At 36.4% G+C, this 24463-nt stretch carries 15 protein-coding genes; 4 read left to right on the top strand and 11 right to left on the bottom strand.

The window, feature by feature from the left end:
* Window positions 1–110: 110 nt before the first annotated feature.
* From ACN5J7_RS15305 to ACN5J7_RS15290, 4 genes are all read right to left on the bottom strand, one after another.
* Complete coding sequence (locus tag ACN5J7_RS15305) at window positions 111–2123, bottom strand: putative porin (RefSeq protein WP_418604563.1); 2013 nt, start codon at window positions 2121–2123, stop codon at window positions 111–113.
* 121 nt (window positions 2124–2244) lie between these two features.
* Entirely contained in the window at window positions 2245–2805 is a 561-nt protein-coding gene (locus ACN5J7_RS15300; protein ID WP_418604562.1) for a hypothetical protein, read from the bottom strand.
* Between the two features lie 208 nt (window positions 2806–3013).
* Window positions 3014–4474 (bottom strand): RagB/SusD family nutrient uptake outer membrane protein, encoded by a 1461-nt coding sequence (locus ACN5J7_RS15295; RefSeq protein WP_418604561.1) that lies wholly within the window; start codon window positions 4472–4474, stop codon window positions 3014–3016.
* A gap of 3 nt (window positions 4475–4477) precedes the next feature.
* Window positions 4478–7645, bottom strand: coding sequence for a SusC/RagA family TonB-linked outer membrane protein (locus ACN5J7_RS15290; RefSeq protein ID WP_418604560.1), 3168 nt, complete (start codon window positions 7643–7645; stop codon window positions 4478–4480).
* Between the two features lie 281 nt (window positions 7646–7926).
* Here ACN5J7_RS15290 and ACN5J7_RS15285 point away from each other — a divergent pair, with 281 nt between their 5' ends.
* The 4 genes from ACN5J7_RS15285 (at window position 7927) to ACN5J7_RS15270 (ending at window position 13946) form a co-directional block, all read left to right on the top strand.
* Window positions 7927–8526, top strand: a complete 600-nt coding sequence (locus ACN5J7_RS15285; protein WP_311937454.1) for a ribonuclease HII — start codon at window positions 7927–7929, stop codon at window positions 8524–8526.
* A gap of 195 nt (window positions 8527–8721) precedes the next feature.
* A complete protein-coding gene (locus tag ACN5J7_RS15280) occupies window positions 8722–11148 on the top strand; it encodes a ribonuclease HII (protein ID WP_418604559.1) in 2427 nt (808 codons plus the stop codon).
* 81 nt (window positions 11149–11229) lie between these two features.
* A complete protein-coding gene (locus ACN5J7_RS15275) occupies window positions 11230–12780 on the top strand; it encodes an OmpA family protein (protein ID WP_418604558.1) in 1551 nt (516 codons plus the stop codon).
* A 116-nt stretch (window positions 12781–12896) separates the two neighbouring features.
* Window positions 12897–13946: a nucleoid-associated protein gene (locus ACN5J7_RS15270; RefSeq protein WP_311934867.1), complete on the top strand. Its 1050-nt coding sequence runs from the start codon at window positions 12897–12899 to the stop codon at window positions 13944–13946.
* A gap of 2 nt (window positions 13947–13948) precedes the next feature.
* Here the strand turns inward: ACN5J7_RS15270 and ACN5J7_RS15265 are convergent, their stop codons facing one another.
* The 7 genes from ACN5J7_RS15265 to porU form a co-directional block, all read right to left on the bottom strand.
* Window positions 13949–14629 (bottom strand): SDR family oxidoreductase, encoded by a 681-nt coding sequence (locus tag ACN5J7_RS15265; RefSeq protein ID WP_311934869.1) that lies wholly within the window; start codon window positions 14627–14629, stop codon window positions 13949–13951.
* Window positions 14622–15620, bottom strand: a complete 999-nt coding sequence (locus ACN5J7_RS15260; protein WP_311934871.1) for a M28 family metallopeptidase — start codon at window positions 15618–15620, stop codon at window positions 14622–14624. Before ACN5J7_RS15260 ends, ACN5J7_RS15265 begins: the two co-directional genes overlap by 8 nt.
* A 95-nt stretch (window positions 15621–15715) precedes the next feature.
* Window positions 15716–17347, bottom strand: coding sequence for a pyruvate dehydrogenase complex dihydrolipoamide acetyltransferase (locus ACN5J7_RS15255; protein WP_311934873.1), 1632 nt, complete (start codon window positions 17345–17347; stop codon window positions 15716–15718).
* Window positions 17348–17350: 3 nt separating this feature from the next.
* A complete protein-coding gene (gene pdhA, locus ACN5J7_RS15250; protein WP_311934876.1) occupies window positions 17351–18349 on the bottom strand; it encodes a pyruvate dehydrogenase (acetyl-transferring) E1 component subunit alpha in 999 nt (332 codons plus the stop codon).
* A gap of 157 nt (window positions 18350–18506) precedes the next feature.
* A complete protein-coding gene (gene cdd, locus ACN5J7_RS15245) occupies window positions 18507–18989 on the bottom strand; it encodes a cytidine deaminase (RefSeq protein WP_311934877.1) in 483 nt (160 codons plus the stop codon).
* A 170-nt stretch (window positions 18990–19159) separates the two neighbouring features.
* Complete coding sequence (porV, locus tag ACN5J7_RS15240) at window positions 19160–20371, bottom strand: type IX secretion system outer membrane channel protein PorV (protein WP_311934878.1); 1212 nt, start codon at window positions 20369–20371, stop codon at window positions 19160–19162.
* Between the two features lie 94 nt (window positions 20372–20465).
* The gene (porU, locus tag ACN5J7_RS15235; RefSeq protein ID WP_418604557.1) at window positions 20466–24347 is read right to left on the bottom strand and encodes a type IX secretion system sortase PorU; all 3882 of its coding nucleotides are present in this window, start codon (window positions 24345–24347) and stop codon (window positions 20466–20468) included.
* Between the last annotated feature and the right edge of the window lie 116 nt (window positions 24348–24463).

Genomic DNA, 24463 nt, shown 5'->3' with positions numbered 1-24463 from the left:
TGCCACGTCGCCAACTCCTCGCAATGACGTTTTTAAAAAGATTGTATTGGAAAGCCCGACCCCGCTTCGGGAGCCTCGGCGACCAAACGGGGGAACGCCCAAAAAACTGTTTACATAAAGAAATTCCACACTAATCCGAAACGCACGGTGAAGTCGCGGTACGGATTGTTTGGTGCTGCGAAATAATTGTAGCCGGTGAAGGCTGCGTTGAAATGTTCGGCCTTTAAATAGATTCTGGTTTGGCGGATTTTTGCGTTTATAAAGAAATCGAACCGTGGGAAGTTGCCGTATTCTTTTTGAGTTTGCACGTAGAATTCTGCCAATAGCGGATCGTAGGCATTCATGCTATATGCCGTGAAATAGTTGAATGTTACGCCTGTTTGTAGGTACATGGCCTTTTTAAATACGTGGCTTGCGTAGTATATGGTGTTGCGCGTGGTGAGCTCGGGTACGTTTAGCACCTGGTTTTCGTCTTGGGTGTTTTGGTACATTAACGTGTTGTGCAGTGCGAATTTGCCAACTTTTATTTCTTTTTCCAGTTTAACCCTGAGATAGCTTATGGTTTTGTTGTTTTGAAAGGGCTTGATTGGGACGAACTCTCCGTTTGGAATTCCTGTGCTGTCTCTTTTAAAATAGGTGTAATCGGTTATGGTTGAATAGTCGACCAATATATTGGCTATTTTTTTTGATTTTAATTGAAATGCGAGTTGCTGCGTTTCGGTATTGTTAAAATTGTTTCGCCAATTGTAATTTATGTGATTGCTTTGGTATAGCAGTACATTGTAATTTGGTGCTTTGGAGTTGTGGTTTATGGATGCCGTTGCCGATAAATCGTTATTTAATTTGAAGGTGGCGTGTGCTTTTATAAAGTTTCCTTCGAAATCGCCCGAAACGTTTACGCCCAATTCGCCATGCAATTCGAAGTTTTTAAAATGCTTGTGGTATTTTCCGCCTACTGAAAACACATCGCCTTTTAACCTGTTGGTTATGTTGTTGCCATTTAATACGACCACTTTATTGTAACCGTAGTTGTAATTATTGTTACTTATATTGAATTGTAAATCGCCAAGTATATTGTTGCTATAATTTAATTGTAGTTGGTTGTATAGGTTTTCGAGGGTTACGCGATCTCTGAATTTTGAACTTGAAAAGGCGGCACCAAAATAACTTGTATTTGCTGTTGATTGGTCGTATTGAAAGGATTTATCTTTTAGGGATATAATATGACCTATGCTTAGTTTGTTTTTTAAAAGCGAATCTTTTTTGTTAATAATATTATAGGCGTGCTCTAAATGAAAGCGTTTGCCCTTTAGAATGTTTTCTGCATTTTCGAAATTTACTTCTAATATGGATCGGTCTAAAAACTCTGGGGTCCCGTTCTGAAAATTTTCTACCATATCATCGTCTCTAAGTCCTCCATTTTCTTGGTTAAGCAAATCTTGGGTTACTATGTGTGCCCTAGCAGCGTATCGTTTGTTTTTTGTTTGGTAGTTTGTTGTGAACCTAAAATTTCCCGTACTGGTTAACAAGTGTTGGTATTTTCCCAAAGACCGTAGCCCTTTATAGGCTATTGAAAAATTTAACTGCGGTGACGTATTTACCGTAAAGAAGGAGTCGGCTAGTTGCCCTTGCTCGAAAGCGGATTTGTAGAGCAATTCCGTTAATGGTGTTGGTACACGGTAATAGTTAATATCTTCAACCTCCATATAATTAAAATGTCTAGCCCGAGCACCGAAACTTGGCATTAAATCCGTGTTTTCAAAATTATAGGTTAGGTTGTTGTAGGTTTGTCCCAGGTTTGAAAAGGGCATTAAACCAAAATTGTCTTTTCGTAGATAATTAAATTTATATTCCTTTTGGATGGTTAAAGTGGTATCGACAAAAGTTGTATCGTTTTTGTGAGAGATTATTAAATAGTCTGATATTTTGGCTTTTTCTACTTTAGTTTTTGGATCTAATTTATCTAAGAGATTTTTTTTAGGTTTAGGTTTACCAGATGTTTTTAAACTATCTTGAGATTTTAAAGACACCGTGTCTGCCTCTTTTAATAACTTAGGTTTTACTTGCGCGTTTACATTGCTAAACGAAAACACTAAAAACAATACTAAAATTAATCTCATCATAATTTAATCTTCCGAAACAAAAGTAATTATTTGAACGCTAATTTTAAGTAAATATTTTAAATAAAGAAAGCCGGCTAAATTAGCCGGCTTTCTTTATTTAAAATATTTGAGTACCTCTAAATTAGATAGAAATGGTAAATGATTGTGATTCTCCGGTGCCATAAGCAGGCCCTCCTGAAATAACTACATTCCCGTTTTGAGTTAGTTCGTAAAGTGCTCCTCCATCGCCGTAAGCATCTTCAATAGTGAATGTGTAATCACCAGAAATTAAGCAAACGTCTGTACTAAATGAAGTCAATCCATCATATCCAGTACCTGTTGCTACCACAAGCCCGTTAGCATCGTTTGTTATTGACCAACTAAGTTCTTCTGGCCAAGGATCAAACGTAAAGCTAACCGTTGTTAACTGCGGCCCTGATAAAGGGCATACCGCTGTATAACCAATGGTATGTGTTGCTCTTGCCGTATTAAGAAATGATCCATCATCTGGCAATGCTAAATCAAAAACCAATGTTCTTGTTGGTCCAATTGGCATTTCACTGAAATTAAAACTTATGGTTTCAGACCCTACTGTTTCTCCAGCTGGAATAGTTATTGTTCCGCTAAAGTTATATTCAGCTGGTAAACCTGTAGATTCCGCCGTATTTAAAACAGCTGTAATTGTTCTTGCTGTGTTAGACACTGTAGTTGATTGCACTTCAATAGCATAGGATGTACCAGTTTCTTCAACTTGTATATTTGCCCCATCTGCATTAAAGGAAATAGCATTTGGTATTTCTACTGGAAGTACTCCCTCTTCTTCGCAACTTACGAATGTAAACGCAAGCATCGATAAAAAAAGAAACCCGTATATTAATTTATTTTTCATACTTCTTTATATTTTTAGGTTATTATAGAGGATTTTGGTCCTCGTCATTAATATCAATGTTATTATCTAATTCACGTTTAGGTATTTGGAATAAGAATTCCTTTGCACCGGCGGCGTAATTGTCTTTACCAAAAGAAGCATGGTTAGAACCTGGATAATCTCTTTCTAGAGCCACATCGTTTCTTTTCATATCGAACCAAGCAAATCCTTCACCCCATAATTCTATTCTTCTTTGTAATAGAATTTCATCAATTAAAGCTTGACCCGTATTTGTTGATAATGTATAACCTGAATCTCTTGTGCTAACTAAATTATAAAGTACTTGTGCTGCTTGAGAATCATTACCGTTTCTTGCTAAAGCTTCTGCTTCGATAAGATACATTTCAGCCACACGCATGTATACGTAATCACCTTCAAAAAATGTGAAATCCCTGAATTTATAATTAATGTATGTTCCATCGTCTGCAAATGCTTGTTTTCTAGAATCGGTTGCTGGAATGGCATCATATAATCTCATGTCGATTGTTTTATGTACTCCCAATAATCCTGCATAGCCTGCGTTTAAACTTGCCACTTGTGAAAAGAACGATGCATAAACCGTTGAAGACTCATTATTAATGTCTGATCCCCATAACCACTCTGAATTTGATATTTGCGAGAAACCTTCGTTTAACCATGCAGAAGAGCTCATTAAAGACCCTGCTGCTTTCGCTTCAGCAGCCATTTGAGCACATTTTGTATTGTTCGTTCCTGTTTCCAACAACACTCTTGCGTAAATACCGGCAATAATAGACTTATCTAGCTTTTCTTTAGAATCTCTAACATATCCATCTACTGTAGCATATGCATTTTCTAAGTCTGCTATAATTAAATCGTATACTTCCTGTACACTGGCTCTTGAAGGAATTACTAAATCAGCTCCATCATAAAGCGGTACACCAGGAGCAGATTGATTTCCTTGGTATTTGTGTTGGTATATTCTAATTAAGTTGAAATAGCTATAAGCTCTTAATGCTTGCGCTCTGCCTCGTAAATGTACTAATCTATCATCAGTAGCATCTGCTGGTATTTGAGCAACAATTGAATTTACATTTCTTATAATAGAGTAATAAAAATTCCAAATAATTCTAGTTGTAGAGAAATCTTGGGTTCTACCTCTGTAAGCATAGTAATTTCCCATCCAATGATCAGTAACCTGTACCATATCATTAGACATTAAATCTAGACCTAGATTGATAGACATTTGACCAAAGTCGTCGTGTCTTCCGCCTGTATCTTCAAAGTTTGTTGAGTATTCTCTAAAAAAGGCATATTGTCCATCTTCAACACCTGTGTTGATTGTTAAAAGCGCTTCTGGCGACGAGTTTGCCAACTCTTCTAATTGTGTTTGAGTCACATATTGTTTAGACTCTGTGTCAAGGAATTCTTTTTCACATGAGAATAAAGCAATTGCGAATAAACTTAATAAAATTTTCTTTTTCATAATTTAAAATTTAAGGTTTAAACCAAATGTAATATTTCTTACTAACGAGAAGTTAGTATCAGTATTAAGTCCTGTAAAACTTAATCTTGGATCATAGCCTTGTCTTTTAGACCATAGATAAACATTACCCGCATTAAGATATATCCTTGCAGACGTTAACCCTAACTTTTCAGTAATATTATCGTTTAAATTATACGATATATTTACATCTTGCAAACTCAAGTAATCAGATTCGATTAATCTAATATTAGATGTCGCATAGTAATTTAAATCATTGTTTGGCACTACCAATGGTAAAGATGCTGTTGGATTATCAATGGTCCATGTGTTAAATACATCTTTATGTAAGTTTTCACCAGCTTCACCAGATAACAATTCTATATATGTATTGTCTCTACCGTAACCTCCAAATTGGTAAGCAAAATGTAAACCTAAACTAAAGTTTTTATAGCTAAAGCTTGTACCAAAACCACCATATAATTCAGGTAACGCGCTTTTTCCAATAAAATACTCATCGGCATCTGCCCAATCTTCTGTTACTTCTCTCTCGCCTGTTGGATTACCGTTTGTATCCAATATATCTTTATAAAATAAAGCGGCTCCATTATTAGGGTTAACCCCTGCATATTCTCTTGAGAAATACTCGAATTGAGATCTTCCTACTTCAAGTTCAAATGCGCCATTTTCAATAGTTTCTTTACCTTCTGGCAACTTTGTTATTTTGTTCTCGAAATGTGTTGCGTTAACATTAACAGACCAATTTACATCTTCTGATCTGATAATATCAACATTAAGGCTTGCTTCGTAACCTACATTCTCCATATCACCTACATTCTCAGGGAAGCTTGGTAAACCAGAAGACGGCGGTTGTGGTGTGTTAAATAATAAACCTGACACATCTCTTTTAAAATACTCAGCATCCAAGGTAATTCTGTTATCAAATAATCCAAGTTCAAAACCTGCATTAAAGTTGGTTGAAGTTTCCCAAGTTAAATCGGGATTCCCTTGGTATTGTAAACTAAGTCCAATATTACCATTATTATTTGATACAAAGTATTGATCTTCATAAGCAATGTAGTTTCTACCAGAGTTATCAGAATATAATATTCTGTCGTTACCTTGTTGTCCGATACTTGCTTTTAGCTTAAACTCCGTTAACCAATCAGCACTGTCTAAGAATGACTCTTGAGACACTCTCCAAGCAGCTCCAGCTCCGTAAAAATCACCCCATCTATTATCAGGATGGAATACCGAAGAGGCATCTCTTCTGTAACTTGCGTTAATGAAATACTTATCACTAAAATCGTAATTTACTCTTGACAAGTACCCTTCTATACCGTAATCGAACTCGTAGTTATTTATGTACTGAAAGTTAACACCGTAATCTAACACAGATTCATTTGGTAATAAAAACTTTGTTTTTTGTGCATCTAAATATACGAATTTCTCTTCACTTGACTCATGTCCAATTAAAACATCTACGCTATGATTACCAAAGTCCTTTTTCCAAGTTAATAACTGCTGATGTGTTACCGTAAAATCTCTAGACGCTCTAGGAGTCGATCTACCCTCTACACCATAAGCATCTCCACCTAATGGCGTGTCATAACTTACTCTATTGTCATGGCGTAAGTCTGCAGACACATTGTATCTAAAAGAAAAATCATTTAAAAAGTCATACTTTAAGAAAATATTTCCATTTAAGTTATCGGCCGTTCTTCTTTTAATATCCAACAATGTAGTTGCATAAGGGTTAGCAAAAGCCGCATACCTTCTAATTTGTGGTGTACCAGTTTGTCCATCACCATAGTCGAAAACATGAACTCCGTTAGTGTCTCGAACAGGAGATCCGTCTAAATTATAACCAAATACCGGATAAATTGGTGCAATAGAACGTGTCCAAGTAAATGCACCTGCATACCCTCCTTGATCAGGAGCGTTTTGAACTGTATGTGCATAATTCATAGTACCACCAAGTGTTAGGTTTTCTTTAATTGTTTGCTCTAAAGACATATTAGCCGTAACTCTTTCAAAATTGGATTTGATGGTATATGCTTTGTCATCTTGATGACCTAAAGAGAAATAATATTTAGAATTCTCTGAACCGCCAGAAACACTTAAAAATGTTTTGGTTGAAAATGAATTATTAAACATGTAATCGTCCCAATCATCATGGTATAATAAATTTGCGCTAGGGTTTAATTTACCCGTCGCAGGATTTATTAGCTGATCATCTGGTACATCATAATTATTATACCCTAAGCTATAACCTGACCCAATATTATCTTGAATCATATTAGCTGCTGCTAAATTAGCGGCATCGGTAGGTGTTTCACCAGTAGTAATCAAGAAATTCTTCATCGCTAAAAAGTGCGCCTCATAATACATACCAGGATCTTTAATTACGTCGTAATCTTTAGTCGCTCTTGTTAAATAAGTAGTGCTAACATCTAAGTTAACAGAAACCGCATCTCTTTTCCCCTTCTTGGTTGTAATAATAATTACACCATTAGATCCCCTACTACCATATAAGGCACCAGCAGCTGCATCTTTTAGTACTGTAAAAGATTCAATATCATTTGAGTTTATTGAGTTTATATCCCCTTGAAACGGCACTCCGTTTACAACATATAAAGGCTCGCTACTTGCGTTAATAGAACCTACACCTCTAATTCTTACAGTTGGAGCAGCACCTGGTTGTCCAGAGTTATTAATAACTTGAACACCTGCAACTTTACCAACAATACCTTGTACCACATTCGAGGTAGCAATTTTTTCCAAGGCTTCGGTTTTAACAACACCCACAGAACCTGTTAAGGCTTCTTTCTTCTGTGTACCATAAGCAACAACAACCACTTCATCTAGAGCAGCTATGTCTTCTTGCATGGAAATGTTAATTGTATTGCTTGCTCCAATAGTAGATTCAACGTTTTTCATTCCTACAAACGAAAAAACCAGAACCTCTCCAGTTGAAGCTTTAATGGTATACTTACCATCAAAATCTGTTTGCGCTCCCCTAGTTGTTCCTTTAACTATTACGCTTACTCCAGGCAACGGTAAACCATCCATAGATGATGTTACTTCTCCTGAAATAGATCTCTCTTGTGCATTAGAGAATTGAATTGAAAACGCCATTATTAGCGTCAACAACCATGTCAACTTTAATTTCATATAACAATTATTTTGAGTTAGTCAACCGCAAACATCTTAATAATATCTTAAATAAGCAAAGAAATACACTAAAAAAATGTTAACTAAAGCAATAATTAACATCTGTTCAAATGTGTACTTAATAAAAATACAGGGGTATCAATTAATATAATTTTAAAATTATTTACAAAAACTAAGAATTCAATAAGCAATATTACGTTTTTCGCATAAATCGAAATAAATTTATTATGTATGCATAATAAATAGTTGTAAAAACTATAGATTTGGCAATATTTACACCCATGTTGTTAAAAAACTATTCAAATAAGATATTGGAATGTGGCACAGATGAAGCCGGCCGTGGTTGTCTTGCAGGTCCCGTAACCGCTGCTGCCGTTATACTTCCCCAGGATTTTTTAAATGAAATCCTAAATGATTCCAAACAATTAAGTGAGAAAAAACGAGACTTATTACAGCCCATAATAGAAACTGAGGCCTTAACCTTTGGTGTTGCGCATATATTTGAAGACGACATAGACACCATAAATATTTTGAATGCTTCCATTTTAGCCATGCATAAATCGATAAATAAGCTAAATCGAGTTCCCGAATACATTATAGTTGATGGCAATAAATTCAAACCGTACAACAATATCCCGTTTAAAACCATAGTTAAAGGCGATAGTAAATATTTAAGTATTGCCGCAGCTTCAGTGTTGGCAAAAACACATCGCGATTTGTATATGGATAAAATCCACGAGGAATTCCCCATGTACAATTGGAAACAAAATAAAGGTTACCCCACCAAAGAACACCGTGAAGCCATTAAAAAATATGGTATTACCAAATACCACAGAAAATCGTTTAGGTTATTGCCCGAACAATTAAAACTTAATATTTAGGTTTATTACTTTAATGCTATTCGATTTTCTATGGCATTCCACCTTTTTTAAGATGAAAAATATGTAGGTTTGTAGAATTAATAATTTCTTAAAGCGAAATTAATTATTAAGATTCCTGTTTTTATCGGGAATTACAGTTTCAACGAAAACCTTTTGGCTAAGCACCAAGGAATTCTTTTTTAAATAATGCCTCACATGAGATTTTTTTGTTTTGCCCTCTTCATAGTAGTATTTAGTTGCTCTAAACATAAAACAACCCGAACCAAATTAAATCATTTAATTCCAGAACACAGCTCGGTAATCTTAAAAGCTTCAAATATCGAAAGTTTAAAAAGTGCTCTTCAAAACAATGATTTTATTCAAAAACTATCAAAAACCAATTCCTATAAAACTTTGGAAAGTAAACTTGAGGCTTTATCGCTTTTACACCCTAAAGGCGATTTGCTTGTGTGTTTTTCAAATGATGAGACAGACAGCCTTCAATATTCCGTTGTAACAAAATATCACAAAAACCTATTCAAAACAGACTCTTTAGCTAATTATATTGAAGAAACGCTAACTCATAAAAACACCACCATAACAAAATCCAATCTAAACAACAACACATTTTATAGCGCCGTTGTAGACAGCATGTTTTTTGCATCATCTTCAAAAAAAACCGTTGACGCTGCTTTTTTACACGTTAATAGAAATGCTGAATTGGAAAAAATTTACAACACCACGGGCCAAAACAAATCTCTATCGCTTATAATGAAGTCCGACAATGCGTTTATAAAAACGTTATTTATTGAAGATTCCATTCCCCTTAAAAATTTCTCAAACTATTTTGCCGTTGATGCCGATATTAGTCAAGATGAAATTTTAATTAACGGGATTACAAAAGCAACCGATTCATCAGAAAGTTTAATTCATGTTTTCAAAAATACGGTCCCGCAAGAAAATCAGATTCAAAATATAACCCCTTCAAATAGCGATGGTTTTATGAGCTTTACTTTTGACGATTTTAATGCTTTTGAAACCAACTTATCAAAATTCAACAAAAAAGATTCGATTGCAAGCTCCACGCTTTTCGATAATATTGCTGAAATTGGTGTAATTTTTGAAGATGCACAACGCGCCATAGCTTTAAACTCCATTGATGTTATTGCCACCAAAGATGCTTTGTTGAGCGAATTGAATATTATTGACACTTACAGGCAAATTGAAATTTATAGTTTTAGCGAAACGGAATTATTTTCTAACACATTTTACCCATTAATCACCTATAACAGTGCCACAAAATATTGTGTGTTGGACAATTTTTTTGTGTTTGCTGAAAACATGGAGCTACTCCAAAATATTATTGCCAATTACCAAAACAAAACCACGTTAAGCCAACAATCTTATTTTAAAGACATTAAAGCAAATCTGAGCGACCAGTCCTCGTTATTAATGGTTGTGAATCCGTCTATTTTAAAAAGCATTTTGGATAAAAACCTCCAAAACAGTTCAAATTACAATTTAGACAAATACAGCGCTTCGGCTTTACAATTTATATACGACACCAATTTTGCACATGTAAATGGCATTATTAAAAAAGCAAAAACCAGAGGCTACCAAAACTCCATTTCCGAGGAGTTTAATATTAAATTAGATGCCGATTTATTAAACCAACCTCAATTTGTTACAAACCACATTACCAAGCAAAAAGAGATTGTTGTACAAGATGTAAATAACAAGCTGTATTTAATTTCTAACAAAGGAAGAATCCTGTGGAAAAAACAATTACAAGGTGCTGTTTTAGGCAATATCGAGCAAATTGATATTTATAAAAACGGCAGACTTCAACTTGTGTTTGCAACCCCAAATAGAATTTATGTGATTGACCGAAACGGTAACGATGTGGCGCCATTTCCTAAAAAATTCAATGATAAAATTACGCAACCACTTTCGGTTTTCGATTACGATAAAAAGAAAAATTACAGGCTAATGGTTACCCAAAACAAAAAAGTGTTTATGTACAATGTTAAGGCAAACATTGTAAACGGATTTACATTTAAATCTGCCAACAAAACCATCAATAGCCAACCAAAACATTTTAGAATGAGCGGTAAGGATTATTTAACCTTTAAAACCGAGGACGACCTTTATATTTTAGATCGCACCGGAAAAACCAGGGTTAAACCAAAAACTTCTGTGAATTTCTCAAACCAAGCCGTATATCTTTATAATAACAAGTTTACCACAACAACGCTTAATGGCGAATTGGTATCGGTTGATACCAGAGGCAATACGGCAACTCAAAATTTAAACCTTTCGGACCATCACCATTTAGAAACCACAAGCAAAACATTGGTTACGCTTACCGATAATAAACTCACCATTAAAAACAGAACGATTGAGCTTGATTTTGGCAATTACACCCCTCCAAAAATATTTTATTTGAACGATAAAATTTATGTTTCGGTAACCGATTTGCAATCTCAAAAAATTCACCTTTTCGATAGTCAGGCTAAACCCATTTCAAACTTTCCGGTTTACGGCAATTCCCAAATAAGCTTAGATAATATCGACAAAGACAGAAATTTAGAATTTGTTACAAAAGGAGATAGCGACGCCATCATTTTATATCAAATGAATTAATTTCTATGTTAAATGTAAATTAAGGTTTTGCAATTGCAAACTAATTTTTATCTTTAGGCAGCTATTAATCACTCATTTACAATGAAACTATCTACAAACGGATTGCGTTTGCCCCTTTTAGGGGTGGCGGTATTTTTTATTATATCGCATTCTTACGCACAAACCAAACAATTAAAACGTCCAAAAAGCAAAGTCAACCTCTCTAGTGTCGATAATTTTGTAACCCAATCTTTCGATTTGTACGACAAAGTATACAAATACGATGGTTACGCCGCAGCAGGCACACCGCTAGACGATAATGATATTGATGTTTTGGAAGATGCTTTGGATGATTTATCCGGATTAAGCGACAGCGCTCCAGATATTTTAAGCGATATTGACGGCGCCAGTGTTTTAAAGCAAGCTAAAGCTACGTTGCAAATTAATAAGGCAAAAAAAGCTTTATCGTATAGTATAAAAACGGCCAAGGAATTGCTTCTCGGTCAGCGCGAACGCGATGAAACAGAAGATGATCCTGAGAACAATACCTCCACAAGCGATGAAGAATCAAATAGCTCATCGGGATCTTCCAACGAAAATGATGATACTGAGGAAGATAATTCTAATATTTCAGACGATTTAGAAATCTATAGCAAATTTGATTATGTTCCCGGTGATAAATTATTGTTTTTTGATGATTTCTCGCAAGATTATGTTGGCGATTTCCCAAGTAAATGGAATACCAATGCATCGGGAGAGGTTGTAAAAATTGGCGACAAGGGCAATTGGTTCGAGTTAAAAACAGGCTACGGCGTTTATTATATTCCAGACGTAAAGGATTTACCCGAGGATTACACCATAGAATTCGATTTGCTAACTAAAGGCCTTGGCCGGCAAACCTCGTCTACCGCCAGATTTCACATCATTTTAAGCGACAACAATACGTTTAACGATGGTTTAGCCCATTATGCTAAAATCAATATTCCTTTAGGGCAATATGGTGCTTTTGGCTTTAGGGCAAAAAACTATTTTAACAGAGGCGGCGGCTCAATAAACACCGATATTAAAGCAGATATTAGAAAAGCCGTATTAAACCAACCACATATAGCTATTTCGGTTACTAAAAAGCGTTTCAGGCTTTGGGTGAACGAAACCAAATATGTCGATATTCCCAGGTTTATTGAAGAAGAAAATGTACTTAAGTATTTAAAATTCCATCTGAATAATTTAAAGGACAATGAAGAGCATCTTTTTATTTCAAATTTAAAGGTAGCTGAAGGTGGTGTAGATTTAAGACGCGAACTGTTAAGCAAGGGCAAAGTTTCGACCAACGGTATTCTGTTCGATTCGGGTTCGGCAAAAATCAAAGCACAATCTTACGGTATAATTCGTCAAATCTCGCAGGTTTTAATGCAGGACGAAAGCATTAAACTAAACATTATTGGACATACCGATGCAGATGGAAGCGATTCGGTAAATTTAGAACTATCAAAAAACAGGGCAAACGCTGTGAAAGAAGCTTTAATAAAAGTTTATAAAATATCCGGGAATCGTTTACAAACCGATGGCAAAGGTGAAACCCAACCCGTAGACGATAATAGCACGGCCAAGGGAAAAGCCCAAAACAGACGTGTGGAATTTGTAAAAATATAACGATAACCAAATCTAAAGTCCTCAAATCTAGAACGCTAAAACTATATGTTTTGGCGTTCTTTTTTTTATGCTTTTTGTTTTGAAATCACTACTATTGCAGTCTTAATATTCTATACATGATTTCAAGAAAAAACGCCTCCATTTCAAAATTTATCATTCATAAAGTCGGTAACAAATTTAACGATACAAAAAATGCGTTTTCAGATAAACTAGTCGATTTTGATGAAGCCAGTTACGACTTAATGTTGCCTTTCCTGTTAAGACCTTTTGGTAGCGTGGTGCAAAGCTATCGTTTTAACCATCATGCCAATATTGCCTTAAATGAAATTAATAGTTATGCCTCTCAAATGTTTAATGAAGACGAGGCTTATGTTGAAGTTTCAAAACATATCGTAACGCATTTATACGAGCAATCAACTTCGGCCCAAATAAAAACGGGCGATGTTTTAATCGTGATGTTTGAAGGTATAGAATTTGCAGAAATGACCACAAATGCCATCGGCATTTTTAAAATTGAAAACAAGGTAAACTTCTTTCAAACCTATTTGGAAAATAACAGTTACGATGTGTTGGTTCAAAAAGGAATCAGCTCAAAAAAAGTAGATAAAGGCTGTTTAATTTTAAACCAAAGCGATACTGAAGGCAGCATTGTTTTAAGTGTAGATAATAATGGTTACGATGCCCAATATTGGACCAACCAATTTTTGAATATTAAGTATGCCGACGATGCCAACAACCACACCCAGCAATATATTGAACTGTGTAAAGAGTTTTCTACCGAGGTTTTAAAAACCAGTTACGGCGCACAAGAACAAAACACGTTTTTAGCAAAAACCATCGATTTTTTTAAAGAAAATGAAGTGGTAAACGTTGAGCGTTTTAAAGAAGAACTTTTTGAAGAAGAAAAACAGATAAGGGAATTTGAAGATTATAAAAAAGAGTTTGAAGGCGAGCAAAACATTGTTATTCGAAATCAGTTTGATGTCGCTGAAAGAGTGGTAACCAAAGAAAAACGCAAGATTAAAACCGATATTAAACTCGATACCAAAATTCAAATAAAACTGGATATCGATGCGCCCGATGCCTCTGCCGAATATTTAGAACGCGGTTACGACGACGAAAAGAAAATGCATTATTACAAGGTGTTTTTTAATGCTGAGGCTTAATTTTACGGCGTAGAATTAGAAACCTGCAACAGTTTACCATTGTAATATTTATTGCCGTTTAATGAAAAATCGAAAATATATTGTGCCATTTCCAAAGCTGTGGTTGGTGCAACATACCCAGGAAAGGCCTCTTCCAACATTTCGGTTTGTACAGCGCCTAATGCCAGCACGTTAAACGAAACACCTGATTCTTTATATTCTTCAGCGAGCAATTCCGTTAACGTAATAACGGCGGCTTTACTGGAACTGTAAGCGGCCAACCCGGGAAATTTCATACTGCCTTGCACGCCGCCCATCGAGCTTATGGTAACTACATGACTGTTGTTTTTCATAAAGGGCAACACAACTCGTGTTAGTTCCGCAACTCCAAAAACGTTGGTTTTGTAAACGTATTCAAAATCTGATATAGATGTTTCGGCAAATGCTTTGTTTATTAGCGCACCGGCATTGTTGATTAGCACATCTACTTGTTGCCAATTTTCTTTTACAAAAGCTTCAACTTTACGGTATGCTTTTGCGTCAGACAAATCAAACGACATCGTACTAACATGTTCCAATTGTAAGTCTTTAATTGGTTTTTCATTCCGCGAAAGCGCCAAAACTTTGTGCCCTGCTTTTGCAAATAGTTTTACCAACTCAAACCCTATACCTCTACTTGTTCCTGTAATTATTATGTTACTCATCGTTCATTTTTATGTCCTGTGTTGGTGCATTTATCATGCCTTCCAAAGCAGGAATCATTAGATTAATAAAATTCGTCATGTGCTTAAAATCCATTTTATCGGCTTCGTCATCTACATGGTGGTAATAATCAAAATTTGTAAAATCGAAAGTAGAAATGGCGTGTGCCGGTATTTTGAATGCTTGATAAAATGGATAATTATCAGACCTTTTAAACAGTTGGAACTCTTTAGCTTTAGGAAAAAATCCAATTAGTTCTTTTCCACCGTACTCGTTTAACTTTTGTCCCATATTCGATCTTTCGTAACCCGATATATAGGCCGTTATTTCATCCTCTGCCCTAGGTACGCCAATCATTTCAAAATTAATCATGGTATACAAATTGAGGTTTTCCTCTTTTAGCCTTTTAGCTAAATGGCTTGAGCCTTTCAACCCCATTTCCTCTGCTGAAAACAAAGTAAAAAGCACACTGCGCTTATTACTTTTTGTTTTTGAAAAGTATTTGGCCCATTTTAAAACGGCAACAGTTCCCGAGGCATCATCGTTTGCTCCATTGGCAATACTGTCGCCATTTACAGCTTCACCATACCCGATATGATCGTAGTGCGCACCAAGTATAACAAACTCGTTTTTAAGTTTTGGGTCGTTCCCTTCAACATAGCCAACCATGTTATAACCTATAATTTCCTTTAAATTAAAACTATCCCGATACGTTTTAAAAAAGGGTTTTACCTTGTTTTTTTTGAAGAAATCCTCAATAAAAACCGCTGCTTTTTCTATGCCTTCACTTCCTGTATTTCTGCCTTCTAAATCATCCGAAGCTAAATATTCCAAGCTTGATTTTACGTTTTTTTCTGAAATAACAAAAGTTGCCGGTGTTTTTTGAGTTACCTCTTTAGCTTCACTCATGTTAGCTTCAGGTTGAACTATTGTTTTTTGAGCACTGCAACTTAAAATTGTAGTTATTGCGATAATGCCTAATTGTATTTTCATGTTATAATTTTAAAAATTTAAAGATAAAAAAAACCTGCTTCAATTGTTATGAAACAGGTTTTATATTATATAGTTTTCTGCTTTCGCAGGACATTTTATACAAGCATCGTCACAGGGTTTTCAATATATCCTTTAAGGGTTTGCAAGAATAAAGACCCGGTAGCTCCATCAACCGTTCTGTGGTCGCAGGCCAAACATAATTTCATAGTATTTCCCGGTACCACTTGTCCATTTTTCACAACCGGTTTTTGCACAATGGCGCCAACAGATAGTATGGCTGAATTTGGCTGATTGATAATAGACGTAAAGCTTTCTATACCAAACATACCAAGGTTTGAAACCGTAAAGGTGCTACCCTCCATTTCGTCGAGCGTTAACTTTTTATTTCTTGCTCTTCCAGCAAAATTTTTAACGGCGGCATTAAGTTGTGGCAAGGATTGTTCATTGGCAAATTTCACAACCGGAACAACCAATCCATCTGGCACAGCAACCGCTACGCCAATATGCACGTGGTTATTCAAGCGCATTTTATCATCAAACCACTGCGAATTTACTTGCGGGTGTTGTTTTAAAGCCAATGCACAGGCCTTTACAATCATATCATTAAAGGATATTTTTGTATCTGGCAAGGTATTGAATTGCTCGCGGAACGCTATTGCATTGTCCATATCGAACTCCACATTTAAGTAATAATGTGGTGCTGTAAATTTGGATTTTGCCAAGTTTTTAGCAATGGCTTTGCGCATATTTGAGTTTGCAACCTCATCAAAATCTTCTTGTCCGGAAGGCACAAATTTACCCACAGAGGCAGCCGATGCTGCAGGTGTATAATTTTCAATATCGCGTTTTATAATTCGTCCGTTTTCTCCTGAACCTTGAACTTGCGATAGATTAATACCTTTTTCTTCTGCCATTTTTTTAGCTAATGGCGAGACATATAAGCGTCCGCCATCCACAACAGGTGTTGGCGTTGGTGCACTAGGTCTTTGGGTCGATGCTGACGTTGGCGCAGGTTTAGACACCTCTTTTTTAGGCTCTGCCTTAGGTGCTTCTTCCGTTTTAGCCGGTGCCGAAGATGTTGCAAAATTAGCGGCTACGCCCGAAACATCTGTTCCCGCGGGGCCAATAATTGCCAATAGCGCATCTACTTTTGCCGATTCTCCTTCTTGCAAACCGATTTCCAATAGCGTTCCTGATTGGAAAGATTCGAATTCCATGGTGGCTTTATCGGTTTCAATTTCAGCTAGAATATCGCCTTCTTCAACCGTATCGCCTACTTTTTTTAACCAGGTTGCTACAGTACCTTCTTCCATGGTATCGCTTAAACGCGGCATGGTTACTACTATAACGCCTTCAGGTAAATCTGCTTCTGTTGAAGTCTCTTCTTTTGATTCCGTTTCAGCTGGCGCTTTTTCCTCTTCTTTTGATTCTTCTTTCGCTTCCGCGGAAGCGTTAGCCGTTCCATTTATTAAATCGGAAATATCTTCGCCTTCATCGCCTATAATGGCCAAAAGCTCATCCACTTTTGTGGTTTCACCTTCTTGAACACCAATATGAAGCAAAGTGCCTTCGTTAAAAGATTCAAATTCCATAGTAGCTTTATCGGTTTCAATTTCCGCTAAAATATCACCTTCTTCTACCTTATCACCTACTTTTTTTAACCAAGCCGCAACGGTACCCTCTTCCATGGTGTCGCTTAAACGTGGCATATTTACTACTATTGCCATAGCTTATAATTTATGTTGTATAAATGGATAATCTTCTTGTTCGTATACTGCATCGTACATCACATTCTTTTCAGGGAACGGCGACTCTTCAGCAAATTTTTCACATTCTGAAACTAAAGCTTTAACACGTTTATCGATTACTTTAATATCGTCTTCTGTGGCATATTTCTTTTCTATAATAACATCCTTAATTTGGGTAATAGGATCGATTTTTTTGTATTCTTCAACCTCATCTTTGGTTCTATAATGTTGGGCGTCACTCATGGAGTGCCCTCTGTAACGGTATGTTTTAAGCTCTAAAAATGTTGGCCCATCGCCACGACGTGCGCGTTGAATGGCTTCATCAAAAGCTTCTGCAACCTTTATGGGATTCATCCCATCAACTGGCCCACAAGGCATTTCGTAGCCTTTACCAAGTTTCCATATTTCTGAATGGTTTGCGGTTCTTTCCACCGAGGTTCCCATGGCATAACCATTATTTTCGCAAACAAATACTACCGGTAATTTCCAAAGCATGGCCATATTAAAGGTTTCATGCAACGAGCCCTGTCTTGCGGCACCATCGCCAAAACAGCATAAAGTTACGCCATCTACACCGTGGTATTTATCGCCAAAGGCAATTCCAGCGCCTAAAGGAATTTGTCCGCCAACTATACCGTGACCACCATAAAAACGGTGTTCTTTAGAAAAAATGTGCATAGAGCCACCTAAACCTTGTGAGGTTCCGGTTGCTTTTCCAAAAAGTTCGGCCATAACGCGCCTTGGATCTACACCCATGCCGATGGGCTGCACGTGGTTACGGTATGCCGTAATCATTTTGTCCTTAGTTAAATCCATAGCGTGTAAAGCACCTGCCAAAACAGCTTCTTGACCGTTATACAAATGAAGAAACCCTCTTACCTTTTGTTGTATATATGCTGCAGCTAATTTATCTTCAAATTTTCTCCAGAACAACATGTCTTCATACCATTTTAGGTATACTTCTTTAGTTATTTTTTGCATTTAGTTTATTATTTAGATCTAAAATAATACTCCAGATTAATCATCTCGAGATTTCAAAATATACCGTTCCAATTTAAAATTGAAACAAGCGAATAACAAAAGTAACACTTTAGTCATTAATGAAAAAACTGAAAATAGTAAATTTTATACTAAAACGTTATAGTACAGATTTATCAAACACCAAAGGCAGTAAATTTGCCAAGGAATTAGACTTAGCTACTTTACCCGTTTCGCCCATAAAATAAATTTCAATAGGTGTGTGTTGCTTTACTTCGTACTCTGCTATGGTTTGTCGGCATGCACCACATGGCGGAATGGGACTTGTTGTTTTATTTTTTTTGGAACCCGCCGTAATAGCCATTCTTACTATTTTGGCTTCAGGGTATTTTGCGCCTGCATAATAAATGGCCGTTCGTTCGGCACATAAGCCCGAAGGATACGAGGCATTTTCTTGATTACTTCCTATAATTATTTCGTTATTATCTAAAAGAATCGCGGCGCCAACGTTAAATTTTGAATAGGGCGCATAGGCATTTTCCCTGGCTTCAATGGCTTTATGCATTAATTTTACAACATCTTTTGGTACCTCACTTAAATCCTCAAAAACATAGAGTGTTGATTCTATTTTTACTTCCTTCATCGTGTATGTATTATTTGTTGTCCGTTTATTAACTGAAAATAAAACCATAAGAATGGCCATCATAAACGGAATCCCAAATGCTGTGCATCGCGGAATTATTTTTCAATATAAACAAAAAAACTATTGTTTTGCGACAATAGTTTTTTATAAATAATTTATTTGGTGTAAGATTAAAACTCATTATAAGTACCGGCGCCAATATTAAAGGTTAATGAAAAGCGCAATGTATTTTCTAAAGGACTTTGTACTTTTGAAGCTGAAAACAAATACGACAAGTCGATATTAACCACATTGTATTTGAATCCTGCACCAAGGGCTAAAAACTTTCTTGCCCCTTTATCTTCACTTTCGTTAAAATAACCCGCTCTAAAGGCAAACGAATCTTGATATAAATATTCGGCTCCTAATGACCACGTGAACTCTTTTAACTCTTCGCTAAACCCGTCTGGGGCATCGCCGAACGATTGAAACATACCTGTTAAAAAACTCACGTCTGGATCTTTGCCCTTTACAATTATGGTTGGTTCGCTTCCATCTGTGGCTTGGGTTCCGTTACCATCTTCGTCAACAAACCCATAAACCGGTGGTGTTGGCACTAATAGTTTACCAACCTCGGCCGTTACGGCTATTTTATTATAATCATCAAAAATAAAATCGAAACCTGTACCTAAACGAAGTATCGTAGGTTGGAAATTTTCTTGTCCGCCTTCATCGTATTTAAACTTTGGCCCGATGTTTTGAATGGCGAATCCCATTCTCCAGCGTCCGTTAAAATCGTTATACGCTTCTTCTTCGCTTTGATAAAAGCCTGAAATATCTACTCCAAAAGTACTCGCAGCAGCGGTATCGTTATTTCCGGTATCTAATTTTAAATCGGAACGCAGATAGCGCATGGCTACCGACATAGCGAATTGATCTGTTAATCGTAAAGCATAAGATGCATCAATAGTTAATTCGTTGGGTCTTTGAATTAATGCCTGAGAAAATTCATCTTGAACAAATTCAATATCTCCTAAAGAAAAATATTTAAAACTAGCTGCAAAGGCACTACGCTCATCCAATCGGTTAAAATAGGTAACGTTTCCTAAAAAAATATCATTAACCAATTTACTTAAATAAGGTGTGTAACTTACTGCTAGACCTGATTTTGATTCTGAGAATACATATTTTGATGAGTTCCATTGCTGCGAAAAAGCATCAACCGAAGTGGCTACACCCATATCGCCCATAGAAGCGGCTCGGGCATCTGGTGCTATTAAAACAAATGGTACTCCTGTGGTAATTACGCGTCTTTCTTGGTTATCAAAAATAATAGTTTCGCCTTGAGCATTTATTTTTAATACAAAAGCAAATGCCATTAATAGCAATATTCCGTTCTTCATGGGATAGTTTTATTTAACAAATATAATTTTTATTTCAAAACTTTTTCTAAATCTCCTCAACTTGTTAAAATCTTCGATTATAAACGTTTTTAGCTTAAAGGATTACAAGTTTTTCTATTTTTTCTACTTTTTTATTTAGCAAATCAGATTGCACCGTAAGCTTATATATATACACGCCTTTTCCTATTTTATCGCCAAAATCGTCCCTTCCATCCCAAACTATATCTCTGGACAACGAACTTGTGGTTTTGGTTCCCGCATTGGTTTGTCCGTTAAGGGTTTTAACCAATTTGCCCGAAACGGTGAATATCTGTATTGAAACGTTTAAAGGGTCTGAACTATTGTGATTAAACCAAAATTCTGTGTAATTAACAAACGGATTTGGGTAGTTAAGCACATTGTTAATAACCAATTCTTCATCCTTATCGTATACAATAAATTGAATTTCGGAAACCGACGAATTATTATACACATCCCAAGCTTTTAGGGTTAGCGTATGAAGCCCAGGCTCTAAATCTCTAAAGGGAAAAGAGACGACACCTTTTTTGTAATCGTCGACTTCGGTTTGATAATAATCGTTTAATATAAACGGATTGGTTTCGTCGCCATCGATAATGGCTACAATATCGTGACCAATACCACTTGCTGTATTTATACCGTTTTCGTCTTCTAATTTAGCCAATAATGTTGGCGATTCGTTGGTTATGCCTCCAGAGACGAAATTCTCGTCATTCATGTAAAGGGCAATCACGGGGCCAATATTGTCTTCGGCAGCATTGTTGTTTACCCCTCCTATTTTAACGGTATTGAGGCTGGCACCCGACTGATCTTCAAGTAAGGCTTCATTTTTTGAATAAAAGCTAACCTTTCCGAAACCTACGGGAATTCCAATGTCTTTTGGCACGACAAAATCGAATTCAAATTGCCCATTTGTAACCGATGCTTGTCCTCTAAAAATTATTTCCCCCAAGGTTTCAAAATCCATTTTTATCAGTTGGCCATTTAATCGCGTACCATCGTTTGCCAGGGTTTGCCTTTGAATGTTTTTGTCGTAAATAGTGGTTGAAAGCGTGCCGTTATAATTAGTTAAAACATTGCCCGACACATCGGTAACCTCGCCGGCAAGTTTTACGTAACTCAACGCTTTTAAGGTATCGGTGGCCTGTGTGACGGGAACATCGTTAATTCTCGTTAATCTAACGTTGGGTTTCGCAAATGCCAATTTCATGGCTGGGTCTCCAATAAAAAACACCAAGCGCCTTTGACTTTGGCTGGAAATTGATGGGTCATTTTTCGTTAATCTTAAAGCCTCTGCCATGGATGGGTATTCGTAATCTTCGTAAGTATCGATATTACTATATGAAAATAAATACTGTTCCAATTCATTATTGAAGGTGATTCCAAAGTTCACAAAAACCTGTCTTGTTGTGGTAATTAAACCAATCGCTCCCGCTTTTTTATTCCAATAGGTAAATTCGCCGGCAGTTTCCCTAAACGGATTATCGAATTTGGTAAACTCGCAGGTTACGGTTACAAAACAATTGAGCTTACAAAAGTTTCGGAACCCTTCTACATCGGGCTTTGTTAAAATACGTTCTTGGGCCAAACCTTCTTCTCCGCCATGTCCAAAATAATTGACCACCAATGCCCCATTATCAATAGCATTAACTAAAGACTCTGTTACTTGTGGATATCTGTTCCCACCAGCTGAAGCCTCTTGTTTAAAAGCATCGGTATGTATTTTTATAACGTTTATAAATGGTTTTTCCTGACTAACGTTATTCCCAACATTATCTGTGGTTTGTTGTAAAATGCCTTCCCAATCTTTATCGACGTCATCAGAAACGACTACAAAATTATTCCGCCAACTACCAAAAGCTTCTTTTACGTAATAGCTTTCAATTTTATCCACCATATCTTTGGCACGTTGTGGCGTATCGGCCAATATTCTGCCCACGGCAACATCTAATTTATCGCTTGTGGCCATAGTACCTTCATTGGCATCCATCATCCCATAAAAATCGTCTGAAACAAAGGAATTGGTTAGGTTGAAACTATTGTACGAGTACCACGAAGGCACTATGTTGGTGTTGTTTGGGATTCGATCTTTATAATCGAATGAACCATCTCCAAACAAACACACGTATTTAATCCTGTTTTCTGGCGTGCTGGCATTGTCGTAAACATATTTTACTAAATTTCTGATGGCGCCAACATCCTGATTTCCTGTGCTAAACTCATTATATATTTCGTTTAAACCGACTGTTTTTACATTCAAATTATATTGATTCCGATTAATTTGGGCCAATCGTTCCGCTTGATTGAGCATGTTATTTGGTGCTACAATAATATAATCGACATCTTGAAATTGTCCATCGCTATTCTGAAAAATAGTACCCTTTATATTTTGATTGGCCACGGTTCTATCAGCATCCATTTTAGGCTCAAAATAATCTGTTGGTGTTAGGGCAACATACGTTTTGAGGCTTCCTAAAACTGAAGTAAAAGAAAGGTTGGCACTGGTATCTGCGTTAACAAAGCTTGTGGCATTATATAAATCGGTAACCTCCCAAACCTCTGAAATTTGTGACGCATTTGCAATATTATACTGCCCTATGCCCGAAGCCGTAGCCACGGCGCTATGCTTAAATTGAAATTGTTTATCGGTAAAACTTAAAGCTCTGGTTGCTTCAATAGAAATATAATCCAAATAGCCCAAGCCGCTAGGGTTGCCTTGATTGTCGTAATTAAGATTCACGCTAATATTGGACGAGTTTACATTTATATTCCCAATATACGAGGCCTCATTTGCCAAACTTGGATTTGAAGCTCCCGGAATGGATAAACTTGATACCGAACTTCCGTTAACGCTAATTTGCATACTGCTTTGTGTTGATGACGTTGACGCCACGTAAACCCTAAGGTTAATAGGAACAGAAGTTTCTAGATTTGGGAAATCGAATTCAAAAGTTTTGTCGTTATCAATATCAAAACGGTCGCCAAACCAACGCCTCCCCAAAAAGGCAATATTGTGCTCGTCTACTTCATGAAATTTGTAATCTTCAAACGTGTCAATCATCATATCCACGGGTCCTGCAGGTTGGCCCATGGGTTGGATACGCTTGCCCAAACCAGAACCCACATTGATATAATAATAGGTTATATCGGTATAACAATTAATGTTGGTATTGCTCTCTGCGTTAAATCCTTTGGGGCCTTGAGCGTAAAATAAAATATGGTCTTCGTCATTAAAAACACCATCTTCCTCTCCAACAAATTTTATGGCATTTTCGGTAACATCCAAAGGGTGGGCTATCGCGTTTGAATACGGTATCATGCGTCCGCCATTGCCATATAATTTTATGGTACGCGGGTCAACACTGTTTACATTTACCCCTAAATTTTGTAAAAAACTTTTGGATATTTTAAACACACCCGTAGTATCTACATAAAACTTAAACCACGCGCCTGAGCTTAAAACCGAATTTGTAACAACCCCGGAAGTCGCATTAAATTTATTAACCGCGGCCGATCTATTGGCACTGGTATTGTAATTTATTTGAAAAGATTGCACTTTTTTATAAGTCCCATTGGCATCTTTTATAATGGGCGTTAGTTGAAAAAAGGCAAATTGTTGATGTCTGGCTTTTGAATTTTTTAAAGTGAATTTCAACTCATTTCCAATGGTATTAACATCCAAATCCTTTAAATCGTCCATAGAAATTGGAGCGTATGTAACCTGACTGATTTTTATTGAAGCTTCGTTAACGGCTGTTGAAGTTTCCCACTGTGCAACAAATAGCAAACCTTCGTTGAAATCGTAGCTAAAATGTTCGGCATTAAAAGCCGGTATTTTTAAACTATAGTTGCCACCGGAAATGGTTTGATGACCGTCCCATTTAATGGTAAACTTTTTTTGCTGCGAAAATACGGCAGCAGAAATAAATAAAAACAAAATTAAAATGTTCTCTTTCATCGCTAGAATAACGGCTTTTATATGATGTTATTATCAAAATAAATAACAAATTTAAAAACCGATTCAAAAATACAATAATAAATTAGTAAATCGTGCGTTTATTAATCACAAATCAA

The sequence above is a fragment of the Hwangdonia sp. genome, assembly GCF_048381975.1.
Taxonomy (GTDB): domain Bacteria; phylum Bacteroidota; class Bacteroidia; order Flavobacteriales; family Flavobacteriaceae; genus Hwangdonia; species Hwangdonia seohaensis.
The sequence above is the reverse complement of the archived record's forward strand: the minus strand, read 5'-3'. Positions and strand labels throughout refer to the sequence as shown.